Genomic DNA, 23,942 nt, shown 5'->3' with positions numbered 1-23,942 from the left:
GGAGACCGTCCGGCCCCACCGGGTGACCGCCCGCGAGGCACCCCTCGGCACCCGCTCGCGACCGTCCTTCAGGACCCACGCTAGACGACGGCCCGCAGATCTCACCCGCTCGTCCGGCATTCGATCGCCCGCTCCCGGTGATTCACCCCACATCCACACGATCTCCTCGCAATACTTACCCCCGAGTCCTCGCGCACCCCGCACGAGGCGATCGGGACATGAGAGGGCGACATGTCGGAAGCCGCGGTCGTACGACGCACCCCCCTCGAGCGCATGCTCGACGGGATCGAGCGGGTGGGGAACAAGGTCCCGCACCCCGCCATCATCTTCCTGGGCCTCATCGCCCTCATCATCGTGCTCTCGCACGCGTTCTACCTCGCCGGGACCTCGGTCACGTTCGACCAGGCGCAGGTCGCCGAGCAGGTCGAGCCGAGCGGCGAGGAGCTCATCGGGGACGCGCCCTACCAGAGCGAAGACCCCCATGTGGAGCAGGTCACGGTCTCGGTCGAGTCGCTCCTGAGCGCCGACGGGATCCGGTTCATCTTCACGTCGCCCGTCGAGAACTTCAACGGGTTCGGCGTCGTCGGCGTGATCGTGGTCGCCATGATCGGCGTGGGCCTCGCCGAGGAGGTCGGCCTGATCGGCGCCTTCATCAAGCGCCTCGTCAAGGTCACGCCGGCGCGCTTCATCACGCTCATCGTGGTGTTCCTCGGCGTGCTGTCCTCGATCGCGACCGACGCGGGCTACCTGGTCCTCATCCCGCTGGCGGCCGCGGTGTTCCACACGCTCGGCCGACATCCGCTCGCGGGTCTGGCAGCGGCGTTCGCGGGCGTGGGCGGCGGGTTCGGCGTGAACCTGCTCATCACCCCGATCGACGGCATGCTCGCCGAGATCACCAACGAGTCGATCGCGGACCCCGCGCAGCACGTCTCGATCACGGGCAACCTCTACTTCTCGATCGTCTCGACCATCGTGGTGACCCTGGTCGCGACGCTCGTGACCGAGAAGTTCGTCGAGCCCCGCCTGGGCACCTACCGGGAGGACGAGGCCCCCGCGGCCGACGACCACGACTCTGGCGGGGTGGCCGCCGCCGCACCCTCGGGCGAGCTGACCGCCGCGGAGAAGCGTGGGCTCAAGTGGTCCGGGTTCGGCCTGATCGGCGTCACCGCGTTCATCCTGCTGCTGACGCTCCCGTCCTGGGGGCCGCTGCGCAACCCCGAGACGGGCAGCCTCATCGAGGGCTCGCCCCTCATGGGCAGCATCATCTTCCTGATCCTGATCTACTTCTTCGTCATGGGCCTGTGCTACGGCAAGGGTGCCGGGACGATCAAGAACAGCATGGACGTCATCAACCCCATGACGAAGACGATCGCGGGCCTGTCCGGGCTGATCTTCCTGCTGCTGATCATCAGCCAGTTCATCGCCTACTTCAACTACTCGAACCTGGGCACGGTCGCGGCCGTGAACATGGCCGACGCCCTCGAGCAGGCGAACCTCGGGACGGTCCCGCTCATCATCGGCCTCATCGCGATGACGGCCGTGATCGACATCTTCATCGGCGGTGTGGTGCCGAAGTGGGCGATCTTCGCCCCGATCTTCGTGCCGCTGTTCATCCAGCTCGGCATCTCGCCCGACCTCGCGGTCGCGGCCTACCGCGTGGGCGACTCGCCGATCAACGTCGCGACCCCGCTCATGCCGTACTTCGCGCTCATCGTGATCTTCGCCGAGCGGTACCGCAAGAAGGTCGGCGTGGGCTCGATCATCTCGCTCATGCTGCCGTACACCGTCGCGCTGCTGCTCGTGTGGACCGCGCTGCTCGTGGGCTGGTACCTGCTGGGTCTGCCGCTCGGCCCGGGGGCGGAGATCTACCTGCAGTGAGATTGGGCCCGACGGCGGAGCGTGCGTCGTCGGGCCCGCTTCACCCCGCCCCGGGTCCTCCCGGGTGACGCGACGAGGACATGACGAGAGGCCGGGCGCCCGCAGTGCGGGCGACCGGCCTCTCCTGTGCACAGGACCTACGCGACCGGGACCGTGAACGCGCCCGCGAGCTCGGCGAGCAGGCGCGCCCCGAAGCCCGTGGCGCCCTTGGTCCAGACCGCGTCGTCGGAGTCCGACTTCATGGTGCCGGCGATGTCGAGGTGGGCCCACGACACGTCGCCCGCCCACTCCGCGAGGAACAGCGCTGCGGTGATGGCCCCCGCGAACTCGCCGCCCAGGTTCTTGATGTCCGCGACGTCCGAGTCGAGCTGGGGCCGGTAGCGGTGCTCGAGCGGGAGGCGCCAGATGCGCTCGTCGGTCGCGGCCGACGCCGACTCGACCTGGGCGGCCAGCGCGTCGTCGTTGCCGAGCAGCGCGGCACGCGCCGTGCCGAGCGCCGCGAGCGCCGCGCCCGTGAGGGTCGCGATGTCGACGATCGCGTCGACGCCGTCCTCGACCGCGAGCGCGATCGCGTCGGCCATGACCAGTCGGCCCTCGGCGTCGGTGTTGACGACCTCGATCGTGCGGCCGCTGCGCGTCGTGAGGACGTCGCCCAGCTTGGTCGCGCTGCCCGAGGGCATGTTGTCGGTGCACGCGAGGTACGCCGTGACGGTCGTGCCCACGCCCAGGTCCTTGAGCACCGAGAGGGCAGCGAGCGCCGCCCCGGCCCCGGACATGTCCATCTTCATGGCCGCGTGCATCGCGTTCGAGGGCTTGAGGCTGATGCCGCCCGAGTCGTAGGTGATGCCCTTGCCGACGAACGCGAGGTGCCCCTCACCGCCGCGGTACGTCAGCCTGACCAGGCGGGGTTCGACGACGCTGCCCGCGTTGACCCCGAGGATGCCGCCGCACCCCATCTCCGTCAGCGCGGCCTTGTCGAAGACCTCGACCTCGAGGCCGTTCGCGGCCCCCAGGCGCACCGCGACGTCAGCCAGGTCGGGGGCCGTGAGGTAGCCCGCCGGGGTGTTCGCGAGGTCGCGCGAGACGAGCGCCGCGCGGGCCAGGACCAGGCCCCGCCGGGCACCCGCGAGCGCCTCGGCCGCGTCCCCGTCCGTGACCAGGACGATGCCCGTGACCGGGACCGTCGCGGGCTCGGTGCGGAGCTGGTCGTAGCGGTAGCGCCCCAGCAGGACGCCCTCGACGACCGCGCTCGCGACCTCGGCGAGGTCGAGGCCCTCGGTGCCCGCGAGCGAGAGCGTCACCACCGTGTCGCGCGCGACGGCCCGGGCGTGGTGGGCCGCGGCGTCACGGATCGCGGCGGTGTCGAGCCGGCCGGCCGGTCCGGCGCCGACAGCGACCACGTCGGCCCCTGCGGAGGGGCGGGCGAGGGTCTGCCCCGCACGCCCCGTGAAGCCCCAGCGGGCGAGCTCGTCGCGGTCGGCGCCGATCGCCGCCGGGACGTCGCCGTCCGAGGTCACCAGGACCCCGGTCGTGGCCCCTGCCTGCGCGGCGTCGACGGACACCTGGACGGCGCGGACGGCGGTGTCGGACGGGATCGGGTCGAAGGGTGCGTCACCCATGGCGTGCTCCATCTCTCGGGCCGCGGCCGGGGCCGGGGCTTGTGCAGTGCGGTGCGGTGCGGTGCGGTGCGGTGAAGTGCGGGACGTGCGGTGCATGTTGGTGCAGGACGTGCCAGGCGAGCCCTACGGCCGCCAGATCAGGGGGACGAGGATCACCGCGACCAGCAGGTAGACCCCGAGCACGGGCAGGCCGAGCTTCCAGTAGTCGCCGAACCGGTAGCCGCCGGGTTCCATGACCATCATGTTGCCGGGCGTCGCGACGGGCGTCAGGAGCGCCGCGGCGGACGCCACCGCGACGCACATGACGAGCGGCACGGGCGAGATCCCGAGCTCGAGCGCGACCGACCCGGCGATGGGGATCATGACCAGGGCCGTGGCCATGTTGCTGATGAGCTGCCCGAGCACGGCGCACAGCACGAAGATGCCGAGCAGCAGGAGCGTCAGCCCTCCCCCGCCGACCACGTCGATCAGCGCCGTCGCGACGATCTCCGCGGCGCCGGTCTGCGTGATCGCGGTCGAGAGCGGGATCATGCCCGCCACGAGGATCACGGTCGTGAGCGAGATCGAGCGCTGCGCCTGGCGGGTCGTGACGACGCGCAGCAGGATCATCGCGATCGCGGCCCCCACGGCGGTGACCGCGGCCGGCAGCACGTCCGTCGCGAGCGCGGCCACCATGAGCACGAGCACCACGATCGCCGGCACGGCCCGGCGCCCGAGCGGCGCGGCCTGGCGGCGGATCGAGTCCGGGGTGTCGACCACGAGGACGTCGGGGTCGTCGGTGTGGCGGTCGAGCGCGTCCCACGGCCCCTGGAGGAGCACCGCGTCGCCCGCGCGCAGCGTGACCTCGTGGTCGCGCGGGTCGGCCGCGGGCCGGTTCTCCCCCTCGTCGGTGGCCGGGTCGAGGACCTCCCCGAGCCGCTTCACGGCCAGGACCACGAGCTCGCCCGAGTCCGTGACCATGCCCGGGAAGACGCGCTCGCCGATCAGGCCCGAGCGCGGGCGCACGATGACCTCGGCGACCCCGTGCTCGCGGGACACGAGCCCGCAGGTGACGTCCTCGCCGTCGGGCCCCGTGGGGGCGACCAGGCCGCTGGCGGCCGCGAACCCGTCGATCCCCCTGCGGCCGCCGCGCACCACGAGCTGACCGCCCGCCGCGACCTCCGACGCGGGCCGACCCGACCGGTCCTGCACCGCGACCGCGTGCACCGAGCGGTCACCCGTGTCGATCGCGTCGGCCGCGACCCCGACGAGGGGTGAGCCCGCGGGCACGGTCAGGCGCGCGATGCTGCCGGCCGGAGCGTAGTCGCGCAGCAGGTCCGCGGGCAGGCCCGTCAGGTCGCGCGAGAGCGAGCGCGCGCTGCGGTGCGGCAGCAGGCGCGGACCCCACAGCACGCAGACCAGGATCGTCCCCGCGAGCAGCGGGACGCCCACCAGCGCGAACTCGAAGAACCCCAGGCCCGTGCCCGTCTCCTCGAGGGCCGTCGCCGAGACGATCACGTTGACGGGCGTGCCCGTCAGCATGAGGAGCGACCCGGCGTGCGCACCGAACGCGAGGGGCATGAGGAGCTGCGAGGGCGAGCGGCCGAGCCGCGTCGAGAGGACCACGACCATGGGGAACAGCGCCGCGACCGCGCCGTTGGGCGTGACGAGCGCGGACAGCACCGCCGAGAGCACCAGCATGAGCACCATGAGCCGGGCGGGGCTCGTCCCCGCCCGGTCGATCAGCTGCTGGCCCGCCCACGCCGTGATGCCTGCGGCGTCGAGCGCCTCGGCGACCACGAACAGCGCGGCGATGAGGATCACGGTCGGGGTGCCGAAGCCAGCGAGCGACTCCTCGACCGTGAGGACGCCCGTGAGGTAGAGCGAGAGCGCGACCGCGAGCGCTACGACACCGACCGGCAGCCTGTTCCACACGAAGAGGACCACCGCTGCGCCCAGGACGGTCAGCGTGATCGCGGCGTCGCTCATGCGGCCGACAGTAGTGGACCTCCGGCAGGCCTACGCGACGGACATCCCGTCACCGCGGGTGAGTCTTCCGGTCGCACCCGGCGGGCGGGTCCGTGCCCCTCGGCGTCCACCGACCGGTGGACCCGGCGTCCCCCCGACCGGTCGTCGCGGCGAGCCCCACGCTCACGCCAGGCTGGAGCCATGAGCACAGACAGGACTCCTCCCCGAGCAGGCACGAGCTCCCCGGCCATCGAGGTCCGCGGGCTCACCAAGCGCTACACGCAGGGCAGCGGCGCAGGCAGCACCGTGAAGCAGGCGGTCGACGGGCTGGACCTCACGGTCGAGCGCGGCGAGATCTTCGCGGTCCTCGGCCCCAACGGCGCAGGCAAGACCACGACGGTCGAGATCCTCGAGGGCTTCCGCAAGCGCGACGGCGGGCAGGTCCAGGTCCTCGGCGAGGACCCCGCGCTCGCGGGGCGCGCGTGGCGCAGCCGGATCGGCGTCGTGCTCCAGGACTCGCGCGACCAGGCCGAGCTCACGGTGCGCGAGCTCGTACGCCACTTCGCGACGTTCTACCCGGCCCCGCGCGACCCCGAGGAGGTGATCACCGCCGTCGGGCTGCAGGAGAAGGCGTCGACGCGTGCCCGCCAGCTCTCGGGCGGCCAGCGGCGCCGCCTCGACGTCGCGCTCGGGATCGTGGGCGACCCCGAGCTGCTGTTCCTCGACGAACCCACGACCGGGTTCGACCCGCAGGCCCGCCGCAGCTTCTGGGACCTCGTCCTGGCCCTGCGCGCGAGCGGCACCACGATCCTCCTGACGACCCACTACCTCGACGAGGCCGCGCACCTGGCCGACCGCGCCGCCGTCGTGCGCGACGGGAAGGTCGTCGCCCTCGGGGCGCCGGGCGACCTGGGCGGGCCGGGTGCGCTGCGCCCCGTCGTGCAGTGGGTGTCCGACGGCGTCACGCACGTCGAGCGCACCGACCACCCGACCGCGCTGGTCGCCTCGCTCGCGGCACGCCTGGCCGGACCCGACGGCGAGGTGCCGGGCCTGCGCGTGCTCCAGCCGAGCCTCGAGGACGTGTACCTCGAGCTCATCGGGGCCGTACCGGCGGCCCCGTCCGCAGACCCGTCCGCCACCTCGTCGGCAGCCGCGCCGCCCGGGCTCCCGCCGACCTCCGCCGTCCCGTCCGCACCCGTCGCCGAGGAGGCCACCCGATGAGCACCCAGTCGTCCTCCACCCGCGCGGTGCCCGCCGGGCAGCCCCTGCCCGGCGTCCTCGGCACAGGCCTGCGACGGACCTGGATCGAGATGCTCGCGTTCCTGCGCGAGCGTGACGCGGTCGTCTTCATCCTGGCGTACCCGCTCATCATGATGGCGATCTTCGCGACGGTCTTCGGGCAGCAGGACCAGGGCAACGCGGCCGGATCCGTGCCGTTCGCGCAGTACTTCCTCCCGGGCATGGTCGCCACGGGCGTCATGCTCACGAGCTTCCAGAACCTCGCGATCTCGATCTCTGTCGAGCGCGACGACGGCACGCTCAAGCGCCTGCGGGCGACCCCCCTGCCTGCGACCTCGTACTTCCTGGGGAAGATCGGGCAGGTCCTGATCGTCACGACCGTCCAGACCGCCGCCCTGCTGCTGCTCGCCGCCACGGCGTTCGACGTCCCGATGCCCTCGACCGCGTCGGCCTGGGCGACGTTCGCGTGGGTGTTCGTGCTCGGCACCGCGACCGGCTCGGTGCTGGGTGTCGCGTTCTCCTCGGTCCCCCGGTCAGGGAAGTCCGTGAGCGCCGTGGTGACGCCGATCGTCCTGGTCCTGCAGTTCATCTCGGGCGTGTTCTTCGCGTTCTTCGCCCTGCCGTCATGGATGCAGCAGGTCGCGTCGGTCTTCCCGCTCAAGTGGCTCGCGCAGGGCATGCGTTCGGTGTTCCTGCCGCCCGAGGCCGTTGCCCTCGAGACGTCAGGGTCGTGGCAGCACGGCGCGACGGCTGCTGTACTGGTGGTGTGGCTCGTCGTGGGCCTCGTGGTGGGGGTCCGGACGTTCAGGTGGAGGCGGCGTGACGACGGCTGAGAGCCCGGTGGACCGTCCGGCGACGGGGTCCGTGGCGGCGGGGCCCTCCGGCTCGGCCGCCACGGGCACGCCCGTGCCTCCTTCCCCCGACCCGGCGCTCGATCCCGGCTCGGCCCTCGGACGGCTCGAGGGCTCGTGGGACCGGGTCGTCGTGTGGTGGGACGTGGGCTTCTACGTGGTCGTGGCCCTGTGCGCGCTGGCCCTGCTCTCGGCCGGGATCGAGCCCGACCGGCTCGCGCTGGCCCTGGGGGCGATCGGGGTGATCCTGCTGGCGTACACGTTCCTGGGCCGGCGTGCCGCCCGGAACCGGGACCAGCGCCTGGCCATGGTGTACCTGCTGATCCTGATCGTCGCGACCGACGTCGCCGTGATCCAGAACCAGCTCGGGACGTTCCTGCTGTTCGTCGCGTTCACCCAGATCTGGATGCTCTCGGAGAGCCGGTGGGTCAGCCTCGCGCTCTCGACCCTGCTCGCGGTCGGCACGACCCTCGCGCTCACGGCCGCGTCTGGGTTCTCCCGCGAGGCCCTCACGAGGGCCGCACCGCAGATGGGGGTCGCGCTCGCCTTCTCGATCCTGCTCGGGATCTGGGTCGGCCAGGCGATGCTCCAGACCGCACGCCATGCCCAGCTCGTCGACGACCTCAACGCCACGCAGGCCGAGCTCGGGACGGTCCACCACGCGGCCGGGGTCGCGGCCGAGCGCGAGCGCATGGCGCGCGAGATCCACGACACCCTGGCGCAGGGGTTCACGAGCGTCGTCATGCTCGCCCAGGCCGCGAACGCCGACCTCGACCGTGACGACGTGGGCGCAGCCCGGGACCGGCTCGCGCTCGTCGAGGCCACGGCCCGCGACAACCTGGCCGAGGCCCGGTCCCTCGTCACGGCGTTCGCTCCCCTGCCGTTGCAGGGCGCGACGCTCGTCGAGGCGATCGAGCGCCTGGCCGCTCGCTTCGAGGACGAGTCGGGGGTCGCGGTGACGCTGCGGCTGTCGGCCGTCCCAGGACTGGGCAGTGCCGAGGACGTCGTCCTGCTGCGGTCCGCGCAGGAGGCCCTGGCCAACGTGCGCCGCCACGCGGCGGCGCGCTCCGTCGTCGTCTCCCTGGGGCCCGGGGAGGGCGTCGGGACCGTTCGCTCGGAGGACGTGAGGCCCGACGGCACCACGGTCGTCCTCGACGTCGCGGACGACGGTCAGGGGCTGGGGCCGGGCATCGTGGAAGGGTTCGGCCTGCGCGGCATGCGCGAGCGTGTCGCGGCGAGCGGCGGCACGGTGAGCGTCGCGTCCGTCCCGGGCGGCGGGACGCACGTGCGGGTCGAGCTGCCGGTGCCCGCCGACCACCCCGCCGACGCCCCCACGCATCCCGCCCTACTCCCCCGGAGCCAGCCGTGACCTCCCCCACCGACCACCCAGCGCCCTCACCCACCCTTCATCCGGGGACCGCCGCGGCGACCGCGACCGGAGCGACGCCGTCGGATCCCCAGGTCCGCGTCCTCGTGGTCGACGACCACCCCGTGGTCCGTTCGGGCCTCGTCGGGATGCTCACGGCCGAGCCGGACCTCGTGGTGGTCGGTGAAGCGGGCGACGGGCGCGAGGGCGTGCGGCTCGCGCACGAGCTGCGCCCCGACGTCGTTCTCATGGACCTGCGCATGCCCGTGCTCGACGGCGTGGGGGCGACGAGCGAGATCCTCGGCGGCCCCCGCTCCCCCGGCGACGGGCGGGGTGCGCGGCCCCGCGTCGTCGTGCTCACGACGTACGAGACCGACACCGACATCCTGCGTGCGGTCGAGGCAGGAGCCACGGGGTACCTGCTCAAGGACACGCCGCGCGACGTGCTCGTGGCCGGGATCCGGGCCGCGGCCCGCGGCGAGACCGTCCTGGCCCCCACGGTCGCGACCCGGCTCGTGACGTCGGTCCGCGGCGCGGGCGAACGGCTCACGCCCCGCGAGTCGCAGGTCCTCGCGCTGGTCGCGCGCGGGCTGAGCAACCCCTCGATCGGGCGCGAGCTGTTCATCTCCGAGGCGACCGTCAAGACGCACCTGCTGCGTGCGTTCGCCAAGCTCGGGGTCGACGACCGCACGCGCGCCGTGACCGTCGCGATCGAGCGCGGGATCCTGCCCGGCGCGTGAGGCCGCCCCCGATCTCACCCGGCCGTGGACCGGAACTCCCCGTGCGGGGGCCCGGCTGATGGAAGACTGCCCCTGTGCGTGATCTGGCGAAGCTCCCCAAGGCCCACCTCCACCTGCACTTCACCGGGTCCATGCGGCCCGAGACGCTGCGGGACCTCGCGGCGCAGTACGGGGTGCGGCTCCCGTCCGCGCTGCTCGACGGCGACCCGCTGCGCCTGCCCGCGACCGAGCGTGGCTGGTTCCGCTTCCAGCGCCTGTACGACGCCGCGCGCGCGTGCGTGCGCTCCGAGGCGGACATGCGCCGGATCGTGCACGAGGCCGCGGAGGACGACGCGGCCGAGGGGTCGGGGCGCCTCGAGATCCAGGTCGACCCCACGTCGTACGCGCCCTTCGTGGGCGGCATCTCGCCCGCGGTCGAGATCGTGCTCGACGCGGCCCGCGAGGCGAGCGCCGCGACGGGGACCGAGGTGGGCGTGATCGTCGCCGCGTCGCGCATGCGGCACCCGCTCGACGCGCGCACGCTCGCACGCCTCGCGGCGCAGTACGTGGGCGACGGTCCGGGCGAGGTCCTGGGCTTCGGGCTGAGCAACGACGAGCGGCGCGGGGACACCGCGGCCTTCGCGCCGGCTTTCGCGATCGCGCGCCGCGCGGGGCTCGCCCTGGTCCCGCACGGTGGCGAGCTCCTCGGCCCGGACCACGTGAGCGAGGTCCTGACGGACCTGGACCCGGACCGGCTCGGCCACGGGGTCCGGTCGGTCGAGGACCCGCGGGTCCTCGAGCAGGTCGTCGAGCGGGGGGTCGCCCTCGAGGTCTGCCCCGCCTCGAACGTGTCGCTCGGGGTGTACGACGACGGCGCGCAGGTCCCGCTCGGGGCGCTCGTCGACGCGGGCGCGCAGGTCGCGCTCGGGGCCGACGACCCGCTGCTCTTCGGTTCGCGGCTCGTGGCGCAGTACGAGTCGGCGCGGACCGAGCACGGGTTCTCGGACGAGGAGCTGGCCGACCTCGCACGCTCCTCGATCCGGGCGAGCCGGGCCGGGCACGCGACCACGGCGCGGCTGCTCGCGGGTGTCGACGCGTGGATCACCGACGAGGCACCGCCCACGGGAGAGGCTCCCCGTGGGTGACCGACGCTCTCATGCCCCTCTCATGAGGACCCGGGACACTCGCGCCATGCGACGGACGACGATGTGGGTGGGCGCCCTGGTGCTGGGCGCCCTCGGCGTCGGCACGGCTGCCGTGGCCCTCGTCTCCGCGAGCCCCCCGGACCGCGACCTGGGCAACCAGGTCGTCCTGAGCCCTGCCCCGGTCGAGACCGTGACCCCCGAGCCCGTCCCGTCCCCCGTCGAGTCCGTCGAGGAGGAACCGGTCGAGCCCACGGAGCCCGGCGACGAGGGGGCGGACGACGACGGGCCCCTCGTCCCCGTCCAGCCGGCCCCTCCCCGCAGCGGGAGCACCGTCGACAGCGGCACCGGCACGGCACCTCAGACCGACGAGCAGCCCTACGACGACGGCATGTACCACCCCGGCGACGAGTACGACGACGGCATGTACCGCCCGTCGGACGAGTACGACGACGGCATGTGGACCCCCGACACGGGGAACGGATGATGTCCCAGACCCCCGACCCCGCTGGGCCCCACCTCCCCCGCACGACCGCGCGACTGCTGACGGTCCGCGCCCGCATCCTCGGCGCGGTCCTCGCCCTCGCGGCCCTGGGGCTGATCATCGCGGGCGGCGTGGCGTTCACGTCCCAGCGCAGGCACGTCGACGACAGGATGGCCCTGTCCCTCACGCGCTCGCTCGAGGAGTTCGAGGCCCTCGCGCAGGACGGCGTCAACCCCTCCACGGGAGAGCGCTTCACGTCGTCGGACGACCTGGTGAACTTCGCGATGCGACAGACCGTGCCCGCCCCGCACGAGGGCATGGTGGGCTTCCGCGCCGGACGCGCCCAGTGGATCGCGGCGTCGCCCGTGCCCCTGCGGCTCGAGGACGACGAGGCGCTCATGGACGCACTGGAGCCCCTCACCACGGGCGACCGGGTCGTCCTGCGCGAGATCTCGACGCCCACCACCAGCTATCGGGTGCTGGTCGTGCCCGTGACCGACGGCAAGGAACCCTCCGCGCTCGTCCTGGCGTACGACCGGGACGCCGAGCACGCCGAGTTCGACCGGGTCTTCCGGACGTACGCGATCATCGCGGTGGTCTCGCTCCTGCTCATCGGCGCGGTCGGCTGGCTCGTCGCGGGTCGCCTGCTGCGCCCGGTGCGCCTGCTCGGCCAGACCGCTCGTCGGATCAGCGACACCCACACGTCCGAACGCATCCCGGTCACGGGGAACGACGACGTCTCCGAGCTCACCCAGGCGTTCAACGAGATGCTCGACCGTCTCGCCGCCGCGTTCGACGCCGAGCACCAGCTCCTCGACGACGTGGGGCACGAGCTGCGCACCCCGCTGACGATCGTCCGCGGGCACCTCGAGCTCATGGACCCGGGCGACCCCGAGGACTCGGCGGCCACGCGCAGCCTCGCGCTCGACGAGCTCGACCGCATGCACCGGCTCGTCGACGACCTCATGACGCTCGCGACCGCCGGGAGCCCGGACTTCGTCCGTCTCGAGGAGACCGACCTGGGGCGCCTGACCGACGACATCCTCGACAAGGCCCGCCTCCTGGGCGACCGCAGGTGGAAGATCGACGCGCGCACCGGAGCCACCGCACTCGTCGACGAGCAGCGCCTGACCCAGGCGTGGCTCCAGCTCGCCTCGAACGCCGTGAAGTTCTCCGCACCGGGATCGAAGATCACCCTGGGCTCCGCGGTGCGTGACGGCCGGATCCGGCTCTGGGTCCGGGACGAGGGCATCGGCGTCTCGCCCGACCAGCTCGAGCGCATCTTCGTGCGCTTCGCGCAGGCCGAGCGTGACCCCGCGTTCCGCGACGGCGCGGGTCTGGGCCTGGCGATCGTCAGCGCGATCGCGGGCGGGCACGACGGCCGGGTCGAGGTCTCCTCGACCCGAGGTTTCGGTTCCACCTTCACGCTTGACCTGCCGCTCGACCCGGGTCAGTCCCCGCCCGTGCCCGGGCCGGACCACGAGCACCGGGCCTCCCCTCCCTCGCCAGCAGGTCCGGCACGGGAACATCCCGGGCACGACCTCTTGACTCCGCTGACCGTGGAGATCCCCGTGGTCGCCCCGGCACACCTGGGTGAAAGGACATCGCTGTGAGCCAGATCCTCGTCGTCGAGGACGAGACACGGATCTCGTCGTTCGTGTCCAAGGGGCTGCGCGCGGCCGGGTATGCGAGCACGGCCGTCACGACCGGTCGGGAGGGCTACGACCTGGCGCAGACGGGAGACTACGACCTGATGATCCTGGACCTGGGACTGCCGGACCAGGACGGGTTCACGGTCCTGCGCCGGCTCCGCTCGGCCCGCAACACGATCCCCGTCATCATCCTCACGGCCCGGTCCTCGGTCACCGACACCGTGGCGGGCCTCGAGGGCGGGGCGGACGACTACATGGTCAAGCCGTTCCGGTTCGAGGAGCTGTTGGCGCGCATCCGCCTGCGCCTGCGGACCGAGCCCGCGGGCGAGGTCACCGTGCTCTCGCACGGGTCGCTCAGCCTCGACCTGCGCACGCGCCGCGCACGCACCGAGGACCGGGAGGTCGACCTCTCGGCCCGGGAGTTCGCCCTCGCCGAGACCTTCCTGCGCAACCCGGGCCAGGTCCTGAGCCGCGAGCAGCTGCTCTCGCGGGTGTGGGGGTACGACTTCGACCCCGGGTCCAACGTCGTGGACGTCTACGTCCGCTACCTGCGCAACAAGCTGGGTCCCGAGCGCGTGGTCACGGTGCGCGGCATGGGCTACCGGCTGGCGGACCCGGCGGCCTGACGGGGCCGCGACAGGCCGTCGCGATGGGCTACGGGGCGTGGGCCAGGCCCGCCGTGGGCCATGAGCGCGCCCCGCGGCTGACCGTACGACGAGCGAGAGGGTGGGGGCATCGCGTGCCCCCACCCTCTCGTGGTGCAGCCGGTGACGCGCCGGCTGCTGGGTCGCCCGTCGACGCCCCTAAGGGGTGGCGGCCGACGGGGACGTCTGTGCCGAGGCGGGACTCGCAGGAGTCACCGGGCTCGGGGCGGTGTTCGCGGAGTCCGCCGAGGTCGGCGACCCGACGGTCACGCTCGTCGTGGCGCTCGACGGGTCGAGGTCCGACGGGCTGGGCGTCGCGCTCGTGGCGCGTGCCGTCGTCGTGCCGTCCGCCGCGCGCTCGACGACCGCAGCCGGGTCCTGCCCGACGTCGTCCTCCGCCGCGGCCATCGTGGCGCCGAACCCGACCCCGAGCACGCCCAGCGTGCCGGTCGCGACCCAGATCCTGCGTGCGTCCATGTCCTACCTCCTCAGCCGAGGGGCAGCCGGTCCGCCGCCCCGCCCCTTCGAGAGTCCGCCGGAGGCGTGAGAGCCCGAGGAGCCGTCGGTGAGAGGACTCTCAGACGGTCCTCGGCCGCCGCGAGGAGCTCTTCGGCGACCGCGAGCCAGACCTCGGCGAGGGCGTCGCGCGGCGCGCCGGGCAACAACGAGAGGACGACGCCGGCGGTGCGCGCGCGCAGCCCGACCGGGTCCGTGCTCTCGCCGAACGCCGCGAGGCAGCGGTCCACGAGTCCCTGCACCCCGGGGTACACCTGGGGCGCGAGGGTCTCGAGGACCGCGAGGTGCCCGGTCATGCACGCGAGGTCGTCCACGCGGTGACCCGGGCCGAGCGTGTCGACGTCGAGGACAGCGGCCACCTGGCGGCAGCCCGCTCCGCCGACGAGGAGGACGTTGGCCTCGTAGAAGTCGCCGTGCGTCGCGACCACGGGGCCGGGGTCACGGGTCTCGACGATGCGGCGCACGCCTCGTTCGAGGGCCTCGATGCGCGCGGCGACGTGAGGAAGGCGCCCGACGGCGGAGCGCGCGTAGTGCGCGGAGCGCTCGGCCCAGGCGGGGCGGCGCTCGAGCAGGACGGCGTCCGGGGGCAGCGCGTCCAGCGCCCGGAGCAGCTCGTGCGGGTCGACCGTGAGCGCCTGCTCGTGCCGGGGGGTCGAGGCCACGGCGGAGGCCATGGTCTCCTCGGGGCGCGCACCGAGGACGAGGATGCCCTCACCGAGCGAGGCCAGGACCCTGGGGGCCGCGAGCGGCGCCGTCAGGCTGTATCCCTGGGGAGCGGCCTCGGCGACCAGGAAGAGGTCGTGGCGCAGCCGGAGCTCCGCGACCCTGTCCGGGCGGACGACCTTGAGGTAGACGTCGCCCGCGGTCGTCCGTGCGCGCAGGACGGCCCGGCGCAGGGGGCGGTAGGCGACCAGGTCCAGCCCCAGGACGAGCGGGGCGTGCGCGTCGATCGAGCGCCACCGGTCGGTCAGCGTCGCGGCGTCGCAGGCCGTCGCGAGCCCCGGCAGGAGGGGGTCCACGGGGTGGCGCCACACGTGGACGGTCTGGTCGCCGTCGACCATGCGCAGGATGCCGTGCCGTTCGACGACGTCCGGCGGGAGGTCGGCCGTGGTCGCCACGAGGTACTCGTCGCGCCCTCCGGCCGTCCGCAGCCCACCGGCGCGGCCCCGCACCGTGACCTCGTACCCGACGCTCACCTCGGCGCCAGGGCGCGCGTGGACCTGGTGCACGCGCCACGAGCCCAGCGCGACGTGGTCGACGGCGAGCGCCGCCTCCAGGAGGTCCCCGGCCCGGGGACCGGTGAGCAGCTGCGCGGCGGTGTCCATGGCAGCAAGGCAAACGGCACGACGTGATGCGGGGATGAGGGCTGCGTGAGAGACCTCTCACGCAGCCGTTGACACCGCGAGGGGCGACTGCCATTGTGTCGGCATGATGATACAAAACCTCCGGGGTGAGATGACCGTGCCGCTGCCCCTCACCCACCGGGACGCCTGAGTGGCCGGGACCGAGCAGCCCGGCGCGGCAGGGCTGCACCTCGAGATCGACCTCGCGTCGGGCGTGCCCCCGTACGAGCAGATCCGCTCGCAGGTCGTCGCGCACGTCGCCGCGGAACGCCTCGTGGTCGGCGACCGCCTACCCACCATCCGGGCCCTCGCGGCCGACCTCGGCCTCGCCGCAGGAACCGTCGCACGCGCCTACCGCGAGCTCGAGTCGGCCGGCATCACCACGACGCACCGTCGCGCGGGCACGGTCGTCGCCGACGGCGTGGCCCCCACCGACGTCGTCGCCCGGCAGGCCGCACGCACCTTCGTCGCCGCGGTGCGCGAGGCGGGGCTCGACGACGACGCGATCTTCGCACTCGTACGAGGCGAGCTCCTGCGCCGGCACAGCGACTGACGACCGACGCTTCACAACGATTGCGCATACCGCGCGCGGGCGATGCAGGCCCTGTGCCTGCGGCGTGAGAACGTGGTCGTGCCAGTTCTCCGGCAGGGCGCCGGGCATCGAGGGGGAACACGCATGTCGAAGGAACGATCGATCAGGACGAGATGGACTGCCACCACGGCCGCCCTCGTCGCCCTGCTGCTCGTCGGAGGGTGCGACGTCCTGAGCCCGGGCGCCGGCGAGACCTCGGCCCCGCCCACCTCGACCTCGTCGCCCTCTCCCTCCGAGACGCCCAGCCCCGCTCCGACGCCCACCGAGGCCCCGGCTCCCGAGCCCACGCCGGAGCCGCCGGCGCCGGTCGAGCCGGCACCGCCCGCCGAGACGCCCGCTCCCCCGGCCGCCGAGCCCGCACCCGTCGCGCCGGCCCCCGACCCCGCGACAGAGGAGCTCGTGCGCGGGAGCACGGGGGAACGGGTCGTCGCCCTCCAGCAGCGCCTCGCCGACCTCGGCTACTTCGGAGCGAGCCCCGACGGCACGTTCGGTCCGGGCACGCAGCAGGCCGTCTGGGCGCTGCAGAAGGCTGCGGGCATCGGCCGCGACGGCCGGGTCGGCCCCATGACCCAGGCAGCGCTGGACCAGGGTGTGCGACCCACGCCCCAGAGCTCCTCGGGCCACGTGATCGAGATCGACATCGCCCGTCAGCTCGTCCTGGCCGTCGACGACGGGCGCGTCACCGCGATCATCAACGCCTCGTCGGGCAACGGCGAGCGCTACGAGGCCAAGGGCCGGACGTACTACGCCCGCACCCCTGCGGGGACGTTCCAGGTGGGGCGCCAGGTCGACGGGAACTACGAGTCCTCGCTCGAGCTCGGGAGCATGTGGCGCCCCAAGTTCTTCAACGGTGGGATCGCGGTCCACGGCTCGGGCTCGGTTCCTCCGTCGCCCGCGTCGCACGGGTGCGTGCGTGTCGCCAACGGGGCCATGAACTGGATCTGGGACTCGTGGGGTGCCCCGGCCGGCACGACCGTGATCGTCTACTGACCAGCCCAGCCGCTCGGTCCGCGAGGTAGAGGGCCCGCGTCGAGGCCGTGGGCCAGAGCCCTCTACCTCGACGCGGGCCCTCTACCTCGGCACTTCCGGCACCCGGCACCCGGCACCCGGCACCCGGCGGGAGCCTGGTGCGTCAGAGCGCGACGCCCACCAGCACGGGCTCGGGGACCAGCTCGATCCCGTAGGCGTCGAGCACGCCGTCGCGTACGGTGCGTGCGAGCTCGACGATCTCCGCTGCGGTCGCCGCCCCTCGGTTCGTCAGGGCCAGGGTGTGCTTGGTCGAGAGCCTCGCGGCGCTCGACGGGCCGTGGACGCCGAACCCCTTGGTGAAGCCCGCGTGCTCGATGAGCCAGGCCGCCGAGGTCTTGACCAGGGTCGGGTCGATCTCCCCGAGGCTCGGCCCCGTGGTGCGCGACGGGAGCGCCGACCGGACCGGGAAGCGCGGGGCGTCGTGCGGCAGCAGGTCGGCCTGGTCCGCGGCGACGACCGGGTTCGTGAAGAACGAGCCCGCGCTCCATCGGTCGTGGTCGGGGGCCGTCGGGTCGTCGAGCAGCATGCCCTTGCCCCCGCGCAGCTCGAGCACCGCGGCCCGCACCTCGGCGCTCGGCGCGCGCTCGCCTACCTGGATGCCCAGGCGGCGCGCGAGCTCGGGGTAGCCGATCGGGGCCGAGAGGGTCCCGAGCCGCATCTGGAGGTTCACCTCGAGGACGACGAAGCGCGGGGACGGGTACCAGATGTCGCCGCCGTCGGGCGTGGCGTGCATGGTCCGCTTGAGGAGCGAGGTGCGGTAGCCGAAGTCCAGGTCGATGAGCGGCAGCGTGCGGATGCGCGACTCCGCGCGGTCCCACACGCGCACCGAGGCCACGACGCCCGCGACCTCCTGGCCGTAGGCCCCGATGTTCTGGACGGGGGCCGCCCCGACGGTTCCCGGGATCCCGGACAGTGCCTCGATCCCGACCCACTCCTGGGCGACGGCCCGCTCCACGAGCTGGTCCCAGTCCTGCCCCGCGGTCACGGTCACGCTCCCGCCGCCGCACGTGTCCTCCGCGTCGATGCGGATCTCGGCACGCACGTCGCGGACCACGACCCCACCGAAGCCCTCGTCGCTCACGAGCAGGTTGGAGCCGCCCCCGAGCACGAGGAGCGGCTCGCCCGCGTCGTCGGCCGCACGGACCGCGTCGACGAGCTCGGCCTCGGTGCTCGCCTCGAGGTACGCGTCCGCAGGGCCGCCGACGCGCAGGGTCGTGAGGTCGGCGAGCGTGGGCTGCTCGAGCACCTCGCCCGGACCGGGAGAGGCACCCTCGGTGACGGCTTCGACGGCGGACACGCGGCGCGAGGAGGGGGCGGTCATGGCTCCAGCCTAGTTCGCCCCGCTCGCGCCCCTGCTCCGCACCCCTCGTCGGTCGAGCGAGATGTCAGGCGCCCCCGGTGCCCGTGCCGCCCGCCGCGGTGGGCAGCGGCTTGGCCGCGTTGACCACGAGCAGCCCGATCACGAGCGGCACCGCGATCACGAGCAGCGCGGGGCGGTAGCCGCCGATGTGCTCGGCCAGGAACCCGATGAGCGGCGGGCCGACGAAGAACGCCGAGTACCCGATGGTCGACACGACGCTGACCCGGACCGCGGCGTGCGTGGGGTCGTCCGACGCCGCGCTCATCCCGACCGGGAAGCCCAGCGCCGCACCCATGCCCCACAGCACCACGCCCACGAGCGCGACCCACAGGTTGGGCACGAGCGCGAACACGAGCAGGCCGACGAACGCGAGGCCCGCCGAGATGCGCAGCACGGCCACCCGTCCGAACCGGTCGAGCAGCCCCGTCCCGAGCAGCCGCATGCCGGTCATGGCGGTGAGGAAGATCCCGAGCCCCACGGCGCCCATCGCGTCGGACGTACCGAACCCGTCGACGACCGCGAGCCCGACCCAGTCGTTCGCCGCCCCCTCGGTCAGCGCGGCGGCCAGCACCACGAGGCCGATGAGCAGCGTGCGCGGCTCCTTCCAGGCGGCGAGGGCGCTGCGCGCCCCCTTCCCGTGGACCGCGGTCGCGGGGTCCTCGCCCGCGGCGTCGTCCCGCAGGTCGCCCGACGACGCAGCGAGGGCCTCGTCCGTGACCGCACCTGCGGGGAGGAAGGACCGCACGCACCACAGGACCGCGAGCAGGCTCAGCGCGAGCGCCACCGCGAGGTGCCACTGCACGGGCACGCCCGCGAGCGCGGCCAGGGCGCCGACGCCGGCGCCGGCCATGGTCCCGAACGAGAAGCCCGCGTGGAAGCGCGGCATGATCGCCTTGCCGAGGCGCTGCTCGACCGCCGCGCCCTCGATGTTCATCGCGGCGTCCCAGACCCCGGTTCCGATCCCGAAGAGGAACAGGCCGACCCGCACCACGTCGACCGAGCCCTGGGACACGCCCGTGACCGCCACGACGAGCCCCGCCACGTTGACCGTCGCGAAGATCACGACCGCGCGCGAGGCGCCGACGCGCTGGACGACCATGCCCGAGAGCGGCAGCGCGAGGAGCGAGCCGATCGCGGCGAACAGCAGCAGGAAGCCCATGCTGCCCTCGGAGAGCCCGAGCGCGTCCCGGACCGCGGGCAGGCGCGAGGCCCAGCTCGCGAAGTTGAAGCCGTTGAGGAAGAACACCGCGAACACGGCCCAGGTGGCTGCCTGGACGACGCGGGCGGTGCTCGCTGCGCGCTGCTCCCCGGAGCGGGGGGCGGGCGGGGTGGTCATGCGGGGGTCTCCTCGCGTCGGTGGGAGGTCGAGCCGGACGGTGCAGGGTCGGTCGCGCGGTGTCGCCGCACGGCACGACGGCGGCGCGTGCGCAGGGTCGACGGTACCGCGTGGTGGGTTACCACCTGGTCAGGCTTCGCGGTCACGTCGGGCGCCCCCACCCCGGTGTCCTCGGGACGTGCGTCGTCGTCGAGCGACGCCTCGTCCGCACCGGAGCCCTCCGCACGGCGACCCGTGGGCGGGAGGGGAGCTCCGTCGTCGGGCCCTGCGAGCGGTGCCGGGCGCTCCCCCGCGACCAGCGGCGCGACCTTCGTCGAGAGCAGCACGCTGACGACCATCGCGACCACGATGAGGACGAGCGCGTGGCGCGCCCCCATGGCCTCGGCCGCGATGCCCAGCAGCGGCGGTGCCGCGAGCGAGGCCATGGACGAGAACGCCGAGACGACCGAGACACGGCTCGCGGCCTGCATGGGCTCGTCCGAGGCCGCGGCGATACCGATCGGGACCGCGAGCGCTGCGCCCAGGCCCCACGCGACCACACCCACGCCCGCGAGGGCGAGGTTCGGGGCGAACCCGAAGAGCAGCAGGCCGCCGATCGAGGCGACCCCCGAGACGCGCAGCACCGTGACGCGACCGTAGCGGTCGATCAGGCGGGTGCCGAGCAGGCGCATGACGGTCATCGCGCCGACGAACGCGCCGAACACGACCGCTCCCACCGCCTCGGTCTGGTCGAACCCGTCGACCACGGCGAGCGAGAGCCAATCGTTCGCCGAGCCCTCGGACAGCGCCGCGGCCATGATGACGAGGCCGATGAGCAGAGTGCGCGGCTCGCGCCAGGCACCGAGCGCCGCCCCCAGGCGCACGCGACGCGAGCGCGGGTGCAGCACAGCGGCTGCCTCGACCCCGTCGGGGCCGGCGTCGCCCAGACGCGCCTCGACCCGCGGGCGGGGCAGCGTCGCGTGGACGAACATCGGGATGCTCACGAGCCGCCAGACCGTCGCGACGACCGCGGTGCCCACGAACTGCACCAGGACCGGGACGTCGCCCGCGGCGCACGCAGCGCCGACGAGCGAGCCCACGACCGCGCCGATGCTGAAGGCGGCGTGGAACTGCGGCAGGATCGTGCGCCCCGTGCGCCGCTCGACGCTCGCGCTCTCGACGTTCATGGGGACGTTGCCGAGGGAGAACGCGACCCCGTTGAGGAAGATGCCCGCGGCCAGCAGCGGGACCGAGCCCGTCGCGGGGCCGACGCCCAGGAGCACGAGTGCCGCGGCGAAGAAGCCGGTCGAGGCGAGCATGGCCGCACGACCGCCGAAGCGGTTGACGATCGGTCCGGCCAGCGTGACCGTCACGAGCGCGCCGACCGCGCCGGCGAGCAGCACGAAGCCGAGGTCCTTGGGCGTCATGCCCAGGGCGTCGCGTACCGAGGGGATGCGGGCGAGCCAGCTCGACATGGTGATGCCGTTGAGCAGGAAGATCCCCAGGAGGGACCAGCGGGCGCGGGAGAGGCCGGGGTCGAGCGCTGGTCGAATCGATTCGATACCTGCGTCGGGAGTGGCCTTCGAAACGATTCGAGACATGGTGACAAGTCTGCGGGTAGTCTGGCCGCGCCGTCAAACACCTTTTCCGTGCGTCACGGCGGATCCGAGTTCGTCCAGAAGACCGGCAGAGGGGCAACGATGACCGATTCCGAGCAGGCACCCAAGCCACCGGGCCGTCCGACCCTCGCCCGCGTGGCCGCGCTCGCCGGCGTCTCGGTGTCCACCGCGTCGCTCGCGTTCTCCGGCGCCGGCCCCATCACCCCCGAGACGCGCGAGCGCGTCATGACAGCCGCGACCGAGCTCGGGTACGCGGGCCCCAACCCGCTCGGCCGTCAGCTCCGCTCGGGGCGGTCCGGGATCGTGGGCGTCGTGATCGGCGACCAGCTCAAGCGCGCGTTCCGCGACCCCGTCGCGGTCCAGGTCCTCGACGGGCTCGTCTCGACGCTCGGCACGAGCGGGCTGGGCGTGCTCCTCATCCCCGGCATCCCGTCCGAGGACCCGTCCCGCGCGGTCGACCCGCTCATCGAGAGCGCCGCGATGGACGTCGCGGTGCTCGTGTGGGGCATCGGGAGCGACGACGCGACCCTCGACGCGCTGCAGCGCCGCGGCGTCCCCGTCGTGATCGGCGAGGGGCACCCCGTGCCCGGGACCCCGCTCGTCGGCATCGAGGACCGCAAGGGCACGGCCGAGGTCGTGCGCCACCTGGTCGACCTCGGGCACACCCGCATCGCCGAGATCGCCCTCCCCCTCGACAACTCCCGCCGCAGCGGGGTCATCGACGCCGACCGCCTCGCCCAGGCCGACCGCACCCCCACGCTCAACCGGCTCGCGGGCGTGCGTGACGTCGTCGAACCGCTGATCTCCTGGGAGACCGAGGCCTCGCTCGTCGAGCACGGGCACGCGGCCGCGGTCGAGATTCTCGGGACCTGGGTCCCGTCCGACGAGCGCCCGACCGCGATCATCGCCCACTCGGACCTGCTCGCCGCGGGTGCCGTCCTGGGCGCCAAGGAGCTCGGCCTGCGCGTGCCCGAGGACGTGTCCGTCGCGGGCTTCGACGGGCTCGACCTGCCGTGGCTCAGCCCGGACACCCTCACGAGCGTGCACCAGCCCCTCGCGGAGAAGGGGGCCGAGCTCGGCCGCGCCGTCGTCTCGCTCCTCGCGGGCAAGGAGCCCGAGACCGTGATGCTCGACGTCACGCTCGTCGTGGGGACCACGACCGGGCCCGTCCCGGCCGCCTGAACCACCCGGTCCAGCTTGGCCGCACCGTGGGTCCGCAGCCCCACCACCGACGACGAAGGGCGCCTCTCCCGTGCGGGAGAGGCGCCCTTCGTCGTGTGCAGGCTGCGCGGCGGAGGCCCGCTCAGAGGCGGACGACGGCCTGCGCCTTCATGAGTACCTTGGCACCCTCGAACGTGACGGTCAGGTCGACGCGGACCGTGCGGGCCTCGGCGTCGATCGCCCCGATCGCTCCGGACACCGAGATCACGGCCTCGCCCGGGTTCGGCACGGGCACGGGGCGCGTGAAGCGTGTCTGGTAGTCGACGACAGCCCCCGGGTCGCCGGCCCAGTCCTCGACGAGGGCCACTGCGGCACCCATGGTGAACATGCCGTGCGCGATCACGCCGGGCAGGTCCACGCTCTGCGCGAAGGTGTCGTTCCAGTGGATCGGGTTGAAGTCGCCGCTCGCGCCGGCGTACCGGACGAGGCGGGCGCGGTCGACCGCGATCTCGCGCGTCCCGACGACGTCACCCACCGCGAGGGCGGAGAGGTCCGGTCGCGTGGTGGTCACCAGGGAAGCCGTGGGCTCGGTCATGCGTCCTCCCCGCGGACGACGAGGCTGGACGTGACGGTCGCGACGGGCTCGACGGTTCCGGAGCCGTCTGCCGCCAGGGCGCCGATCTCGGCACGAGTGGTGACCATCGAGATGCCTGCCCGCTGCGTGATCGAGTCGACGTGCAGGACCGTGACCAGCTCGTCGCCGGCGACGATGGGTCGGTGGTGCACGAACCGCTCGTCCGCGTGGACGACCCGCGTGAAGTCGACGCCGGCCTCAGGGTCCTGGATGAACGGGGCCTCGGCGCGCTGCGCGACGACCACCGCGAAGGTGGGCGGCGCGATCAGGTCCGGATAGCCCAAACCCCGCGCTGTGACCACATCGTGGTGCGCGGGGTGGGTCGAACCGACGGCGCTGGCGAACTCGCGGATCTTCTCGCGGCCTACGGAGTACGGGGCGGTGGCCGGGTACTCACGACCGGCGTAGTCAGCGTTGATCGCCATGCGTGTCGGTGCTGCTCAGAGGAGCCGCTGGATCAGCGGGTCTCGCGGTGAGCGGTGTGCTTGCCGCAACGCGGGCAGAACTTCGCCAGCTCGAGACGGTCGGGGTCGTTGCGGCGGTTCTTCTTCGTGATGTAGTTGCGCTCCTTGCAGTCCACGCATGCGAGCGTGATCTTCGGGCGAACGTCTGAGCTCTTGCTTGCCACGGTAGTGCCACCTCTCGCGCCTCCGGAGGGCGCTACGTGCTTGCTAGGCCGCACGGCGCCGGCCGCCGTACGGTGTGATGTCAGGAAGTGGTAGCGGGGGCGGGGCTCGAACCCGCGACCTCACGATTATGAGCCGTGCGCTCTGACCAACTGAGCTACCCCGCCGCGTGATGAACGCGGGGTCGTGTCGCCAGTATTCCAGCG

22 protein-coding genes and 1 tRNA gene are annotated in these 23,942 nt (G+C 73.4%); 12 read left to right on the top strand and 11 right to left on the bottom strand.

Annotated features, from left to right (window positions below):
- Positions 1 to 231: 231 nt before the first annotated feature.
- Complete coding sequence (locus tag ACIPWA_RS01290) at positions 232 to 1,878, top strand: AbgT family transporter (protein WP_400287814.1); 1,647 nt, start codon at positions 232 to 234, stop codon at positions 1,876 to 1,878.
- 137 nt (positions 1,879 to 2,015) lie between these two features.
- On the opposite strand, the gene ACIPWA_RS01285 is transcribed toward ACIPWA_RS01290, so the two are convergent.
- Positions 2,016 to 3,497, bottom strand: coding sequence for a leucyl aminopeptidase family protein (locus ACIPWA_RS01285; protein WP_068624637.1), 1,482 nt, complete (start codon positions 3,495 to 3,497; stop codon positions 2,016 to 2,018).
- Positions 3,498 to 3,620: 123 nt separating this feature from the next.
- Positions 3,621 to 5,465, bottom strand: coding sequence for an SLC13 family permease (locus tag ACIPWA_RS01280; protein WP_400287813.1), 1,845 nt, complete (start codon positions 5,463 to 5,465; stop codon positions 3,621 to 3,623).
- 180 nt (positions 5,466 to 5,645) lie between these two features.
- Here ACIPWA_RS01280 and ACIPWA_RS01275 point away from each other — a divergent pair, with 180 nt between their 5' ends.
- The 8 genes from ACIPWA_RS01275 (at position 5,646) to ACIPWA_RS01240 (ending at position 13,523) form a co-directional block, all read left to right on the top strand.
- Positions 5,646 to 6,665 carry an ABC transporter ATP-binding protein gene (locus ACIPWA_RS01275; protein WP_082609105.1) on the top strand — a complete coding sequence of 340 codons (1,020 nt, stop codon included), beginning with the start codon at positions 5,646 to 5,648 and terminating at the stop codon, positions 6,663 to 6,665.
- Positions 6,662 to 7,516, top strand: a complete 855-nt coding sequence (locus tag ACIPWA_RS01270) for an ABC transporter permease (RefSeq protein WP_400287812.1) — start codon at positions 6,662 to 6,664, stop codon at positions 7,514 to 7,516. Before ACIPWA_RS01275 ends, ACIPWA_RS01270 begins: the two co-directional genes overlap by 4 nt.
- Positions 7,503 to 8,903, top strand: a complete 1,401-nt coding sequence (locus ACIPWA_RS01265) for a sensor histidine kinase (RefSeq protein ID WP_400287811.1) — start codon at positions 7,503 to 7,505, stop codon at positions 8,901 to 8,903. Before ACIPWA_RS01270 ends, ACIPWA_RS01265 begins: the two co-directional genes overlap by 14 nt.
- Positions 8,904 to 9,007: 104 nt before the next feature.
- Entirely contained in the window at positions 9,008 to 9,640 is a 633-nt protein-coding gene (locus tag ACIPWA_RS01260) for a response regulator (protein ID WP_400288439.1), read from the top strand.
- 74 nt (positions 9,641 to 9,714) lie between these two features.
- Positions 9,715 to 10,764 carry an adenosine deaminase gene (locus tag ACIPWA_RS01255; protein WP_400287810.1) on the top strand — a complete coding sequence of 350 codons (1,050 nt, stop codon included), beginning with the start codon at positions 9,715 to 9,717 and terminating at the stop codon, positions 10,762 to 10,764.
- Positions 10,765 to 10,810: 46 nt separating this feature from the next.
- Positions 10,811 to 11,248: a hypothetical protein gene (locus ACIPWA_RS01250; RefSeq protein ID WP_400287809.1), complete on the top strand. Its 438-nt coding sequence runs from the start codon at positions 10,811 to 10,813 to the stop codon at positions 11,246 to 11,248.
- Positions 11,245 to 12,858: a sensor histidine kinase gene (locus tag ACIPWA_RS01245; protein WP_400287808.1), complete on the top strand. Its 1,614-nt coding sequence runs from the start codon at positions 11,245 to 11,247 to the stop codon at positions 12,856 to 12,858. Before ACIPWA_RS01250 ends, ACIPWA_RS01245 begins: the two co-directional genes overlap by 4 nt.
- Positions 12,855 to 13,523 carry a response regulator transcription factor gene (locus ACIPWA_RS01240; protein ID WP_056762604.1) on the top strand — a complete coding sequence of 223 codons (669 nt, stop codon included), beginning with the start codon at positions 12,855 to 12,857 and terminating at the stop codon, positions 13,521 to 13,523. The genes ACIPWA_RS01245 and ACIPWA_RS01240 overlap by 4 nt, the downstream gene beginning before the upstream one ends.
- Positions 13,524 to 13,700: 177 nt before the next feature.
- Here the strand turns inward: ACIPWA_RS01240 and ACIPWA_RS01235 are convergent, their stop codons facing one another.
- The gene (locus ACIPWA_RS01235; RefSeq protein WP_400287807.1) at positions 13,701 to 14,018 is read right to left on the bottom strand and encodes a hypothetical protein; all 318 of its coding nucleotides are present in this window, start codon (positions 14,016 to 14,018) and stop codon (positions 13,701 to 13,703) included.
- A gap of 11 nt (positions 14,019 to 14,029) precedes the next feature.
- Entirely contained in the window at positions 14,030 to 15,382 is a 1,353-nt protein-coding gene (locus tag ACIPWA_RS01230) for a phosphotransferase family protein (protein WP_400287806.1), read from the bottom strand.
- Positions 15,383 to 15,551: 169 nt separating this feature from the next.
- Here ACIPWA_RS01230 and ACIPWA_RS01225 point away from each other — a divergent pair, with 169 nt between their 5' ends.
- Entirely contained in the window at positions 15,552 to 15,953 is a 402-nt protein-coding gene (locus ACIPWA_RS01225; protein ID WP_082609103.1) for a GntR family transcriptional regulator, read from the top strand.
- 123 nt (positions 15,954 to 16,076) lie between these two features.
- Complete coding sequence (locus ACIPWA_RS01220) at positions 16,077 to 16,982, top strand: L,D-transpeptidase family protein (RefSeq protein WP_400287805.1); 906 nt, start codon at positions 16,077 to 16,079, stop codon at positions 16,980 to 16,982.
- 142 nt (positions 16,983 to 17,124) lie between these two features.
- Here the strand turns inward: ACIPWA_RS01220 and ACIPWA_RS01215 are convergent, their stop codons facing one another.
- The 3 genes from ACIPWA_RS01215 to ACIPWA_RS01205 all read right to left on the bottom strand — a co-directional run bounded on the left by ACIPWA_RS01215 (position 17,125) and on the right by ACIPWA_RS01205 (position 21,297).
- On the bottom strand, positions 17,125 to 18,342 hold the full coding sequence (locus ACIPWA_RS01215; protein ID WP_400287804.1) for a UDP-N-acetylmuramate dehydrogenase: 1,218 nt from the start codon (positions 18,340 to 18,342) through the stop codon (positions 17,125 to 17,127).
- Positions 18,343 to 18,406: 64 nt separating this feature from the next.
- Positions 18,407 to 19,717, bottom strand: coding sequence for an MFS transporter (locus tag ACIPWA_RS01210; RefSeq protein ID WP_068627708.1), 1,311 nt, complete (start codon positions 19,715 to 19,717; stop codon positions 18,407 to 18,409).
- A complete protein-coding gene (locus ACIPWA_RS01205; protein ID WP_400287803.1) occupies positions 19,714 to 21,297 on the bottom strand; it encodes an MFS transporter in 1,584 nt (527 codons plus the stop codon). The genes ACIPWA_RS01210 and ACIPWA_RS01205 overlap by 4 nt, the downstream gene beginning before the upstream one ends.
- Before the next feature lie 99 nt (positions 21,298 to 21,396).
- Between ACIPWA_RS01205 and ACIPWA_RS01200 the strand changes: the two genes are divergently transcribed.
- Positions 21,397 to 22,497, top strand: a complete 1,101-nt coding sequence (locus ACIPWA_RS01200) for a LacI family DNA-binding transcriptional regulator (protein WP_400287802.1) — start codon at positions 21,397 to 21,399, stop codon at positions 22,495 to 22,497.
- A gap of 121 nt (positions 22,498 to 22,618) precedes the next feature.
- On the opposite strand, the gene ACIPWA_RS01195 is transcribed toward ACIPWA_RS01200, so the two are convergent.
- The 4 genes from ACIPWA_RS01195 to ACIPWA_RS01180 form a co-directional block, all read right to left on the bottom strand.
- Positions 22,619 to 23,071 carry a MaoC family dehydratase gene (locus ACIPWA_RS01195; RefSeq protein ID WP_400287801.1) on the bottom strand — a complete coding sequence of 151 codons (453 nt, stop codon included), beginning with the start codon at positions 23,069 to 23,071 and terminating at the stop codon, positions 22,619 to 22,621.
- The gene (locus ACIPWA_RS01190) at positions 23,068 to 23,535 is read right to left on the bottom strand and encodes an FAS1-like dehydratase domain-containing protein (protein WP_056653682.1); all 468 of its coding nucleotides are present in this window, start codon (positions 23,533 to 23,535) and stop codon (positions 23,068 to 23,070) included. Before ACIPWA_RS01190 ends, ACIPWA_RS01195 begins: the two co-directional genes overlap by 4 nt.
- Positions 23,536 to 23,567: 32 nt before the next feature.
- On the bottom strand, positions 23,568 to 23,738 hold the full coding sequence (gene rpmG, locus ACIPWA_RS01185; RefSeq protein ID WP_030151977.1) for a 50S ribosomal protein L33: 171 nt from the start codon (positions 23,736 to 23,738) through the stop codon (positions 23,568 to 23,570).
- 88 nt (positions 23,739 to 23,826) lie between these two features.
- Positions 23,827 to 23,903: transfer RNA gene (locus ACIPWA_RS01180), tRNA-Met, on the bottom strand.
- Positions 23,904 to 23,942: the final 39 nt, after the last annotated feature.

Origin of the sequence: Oerskovia enterophila (genome assembly GCF_044748475.1) — a bacterium.
Classification (GTDB): Bacteria; Actinomycetota; Actinomycetes; order Actinomycetales; family Cellulomonadaceae; genus Oerskovia; species Oerskovia enterophila.
The sequence above is the reverse complement of the archived record's forward strand: the minus strand, read 5'-3'. Positions and strand labels throughout refer to the sequence as shown.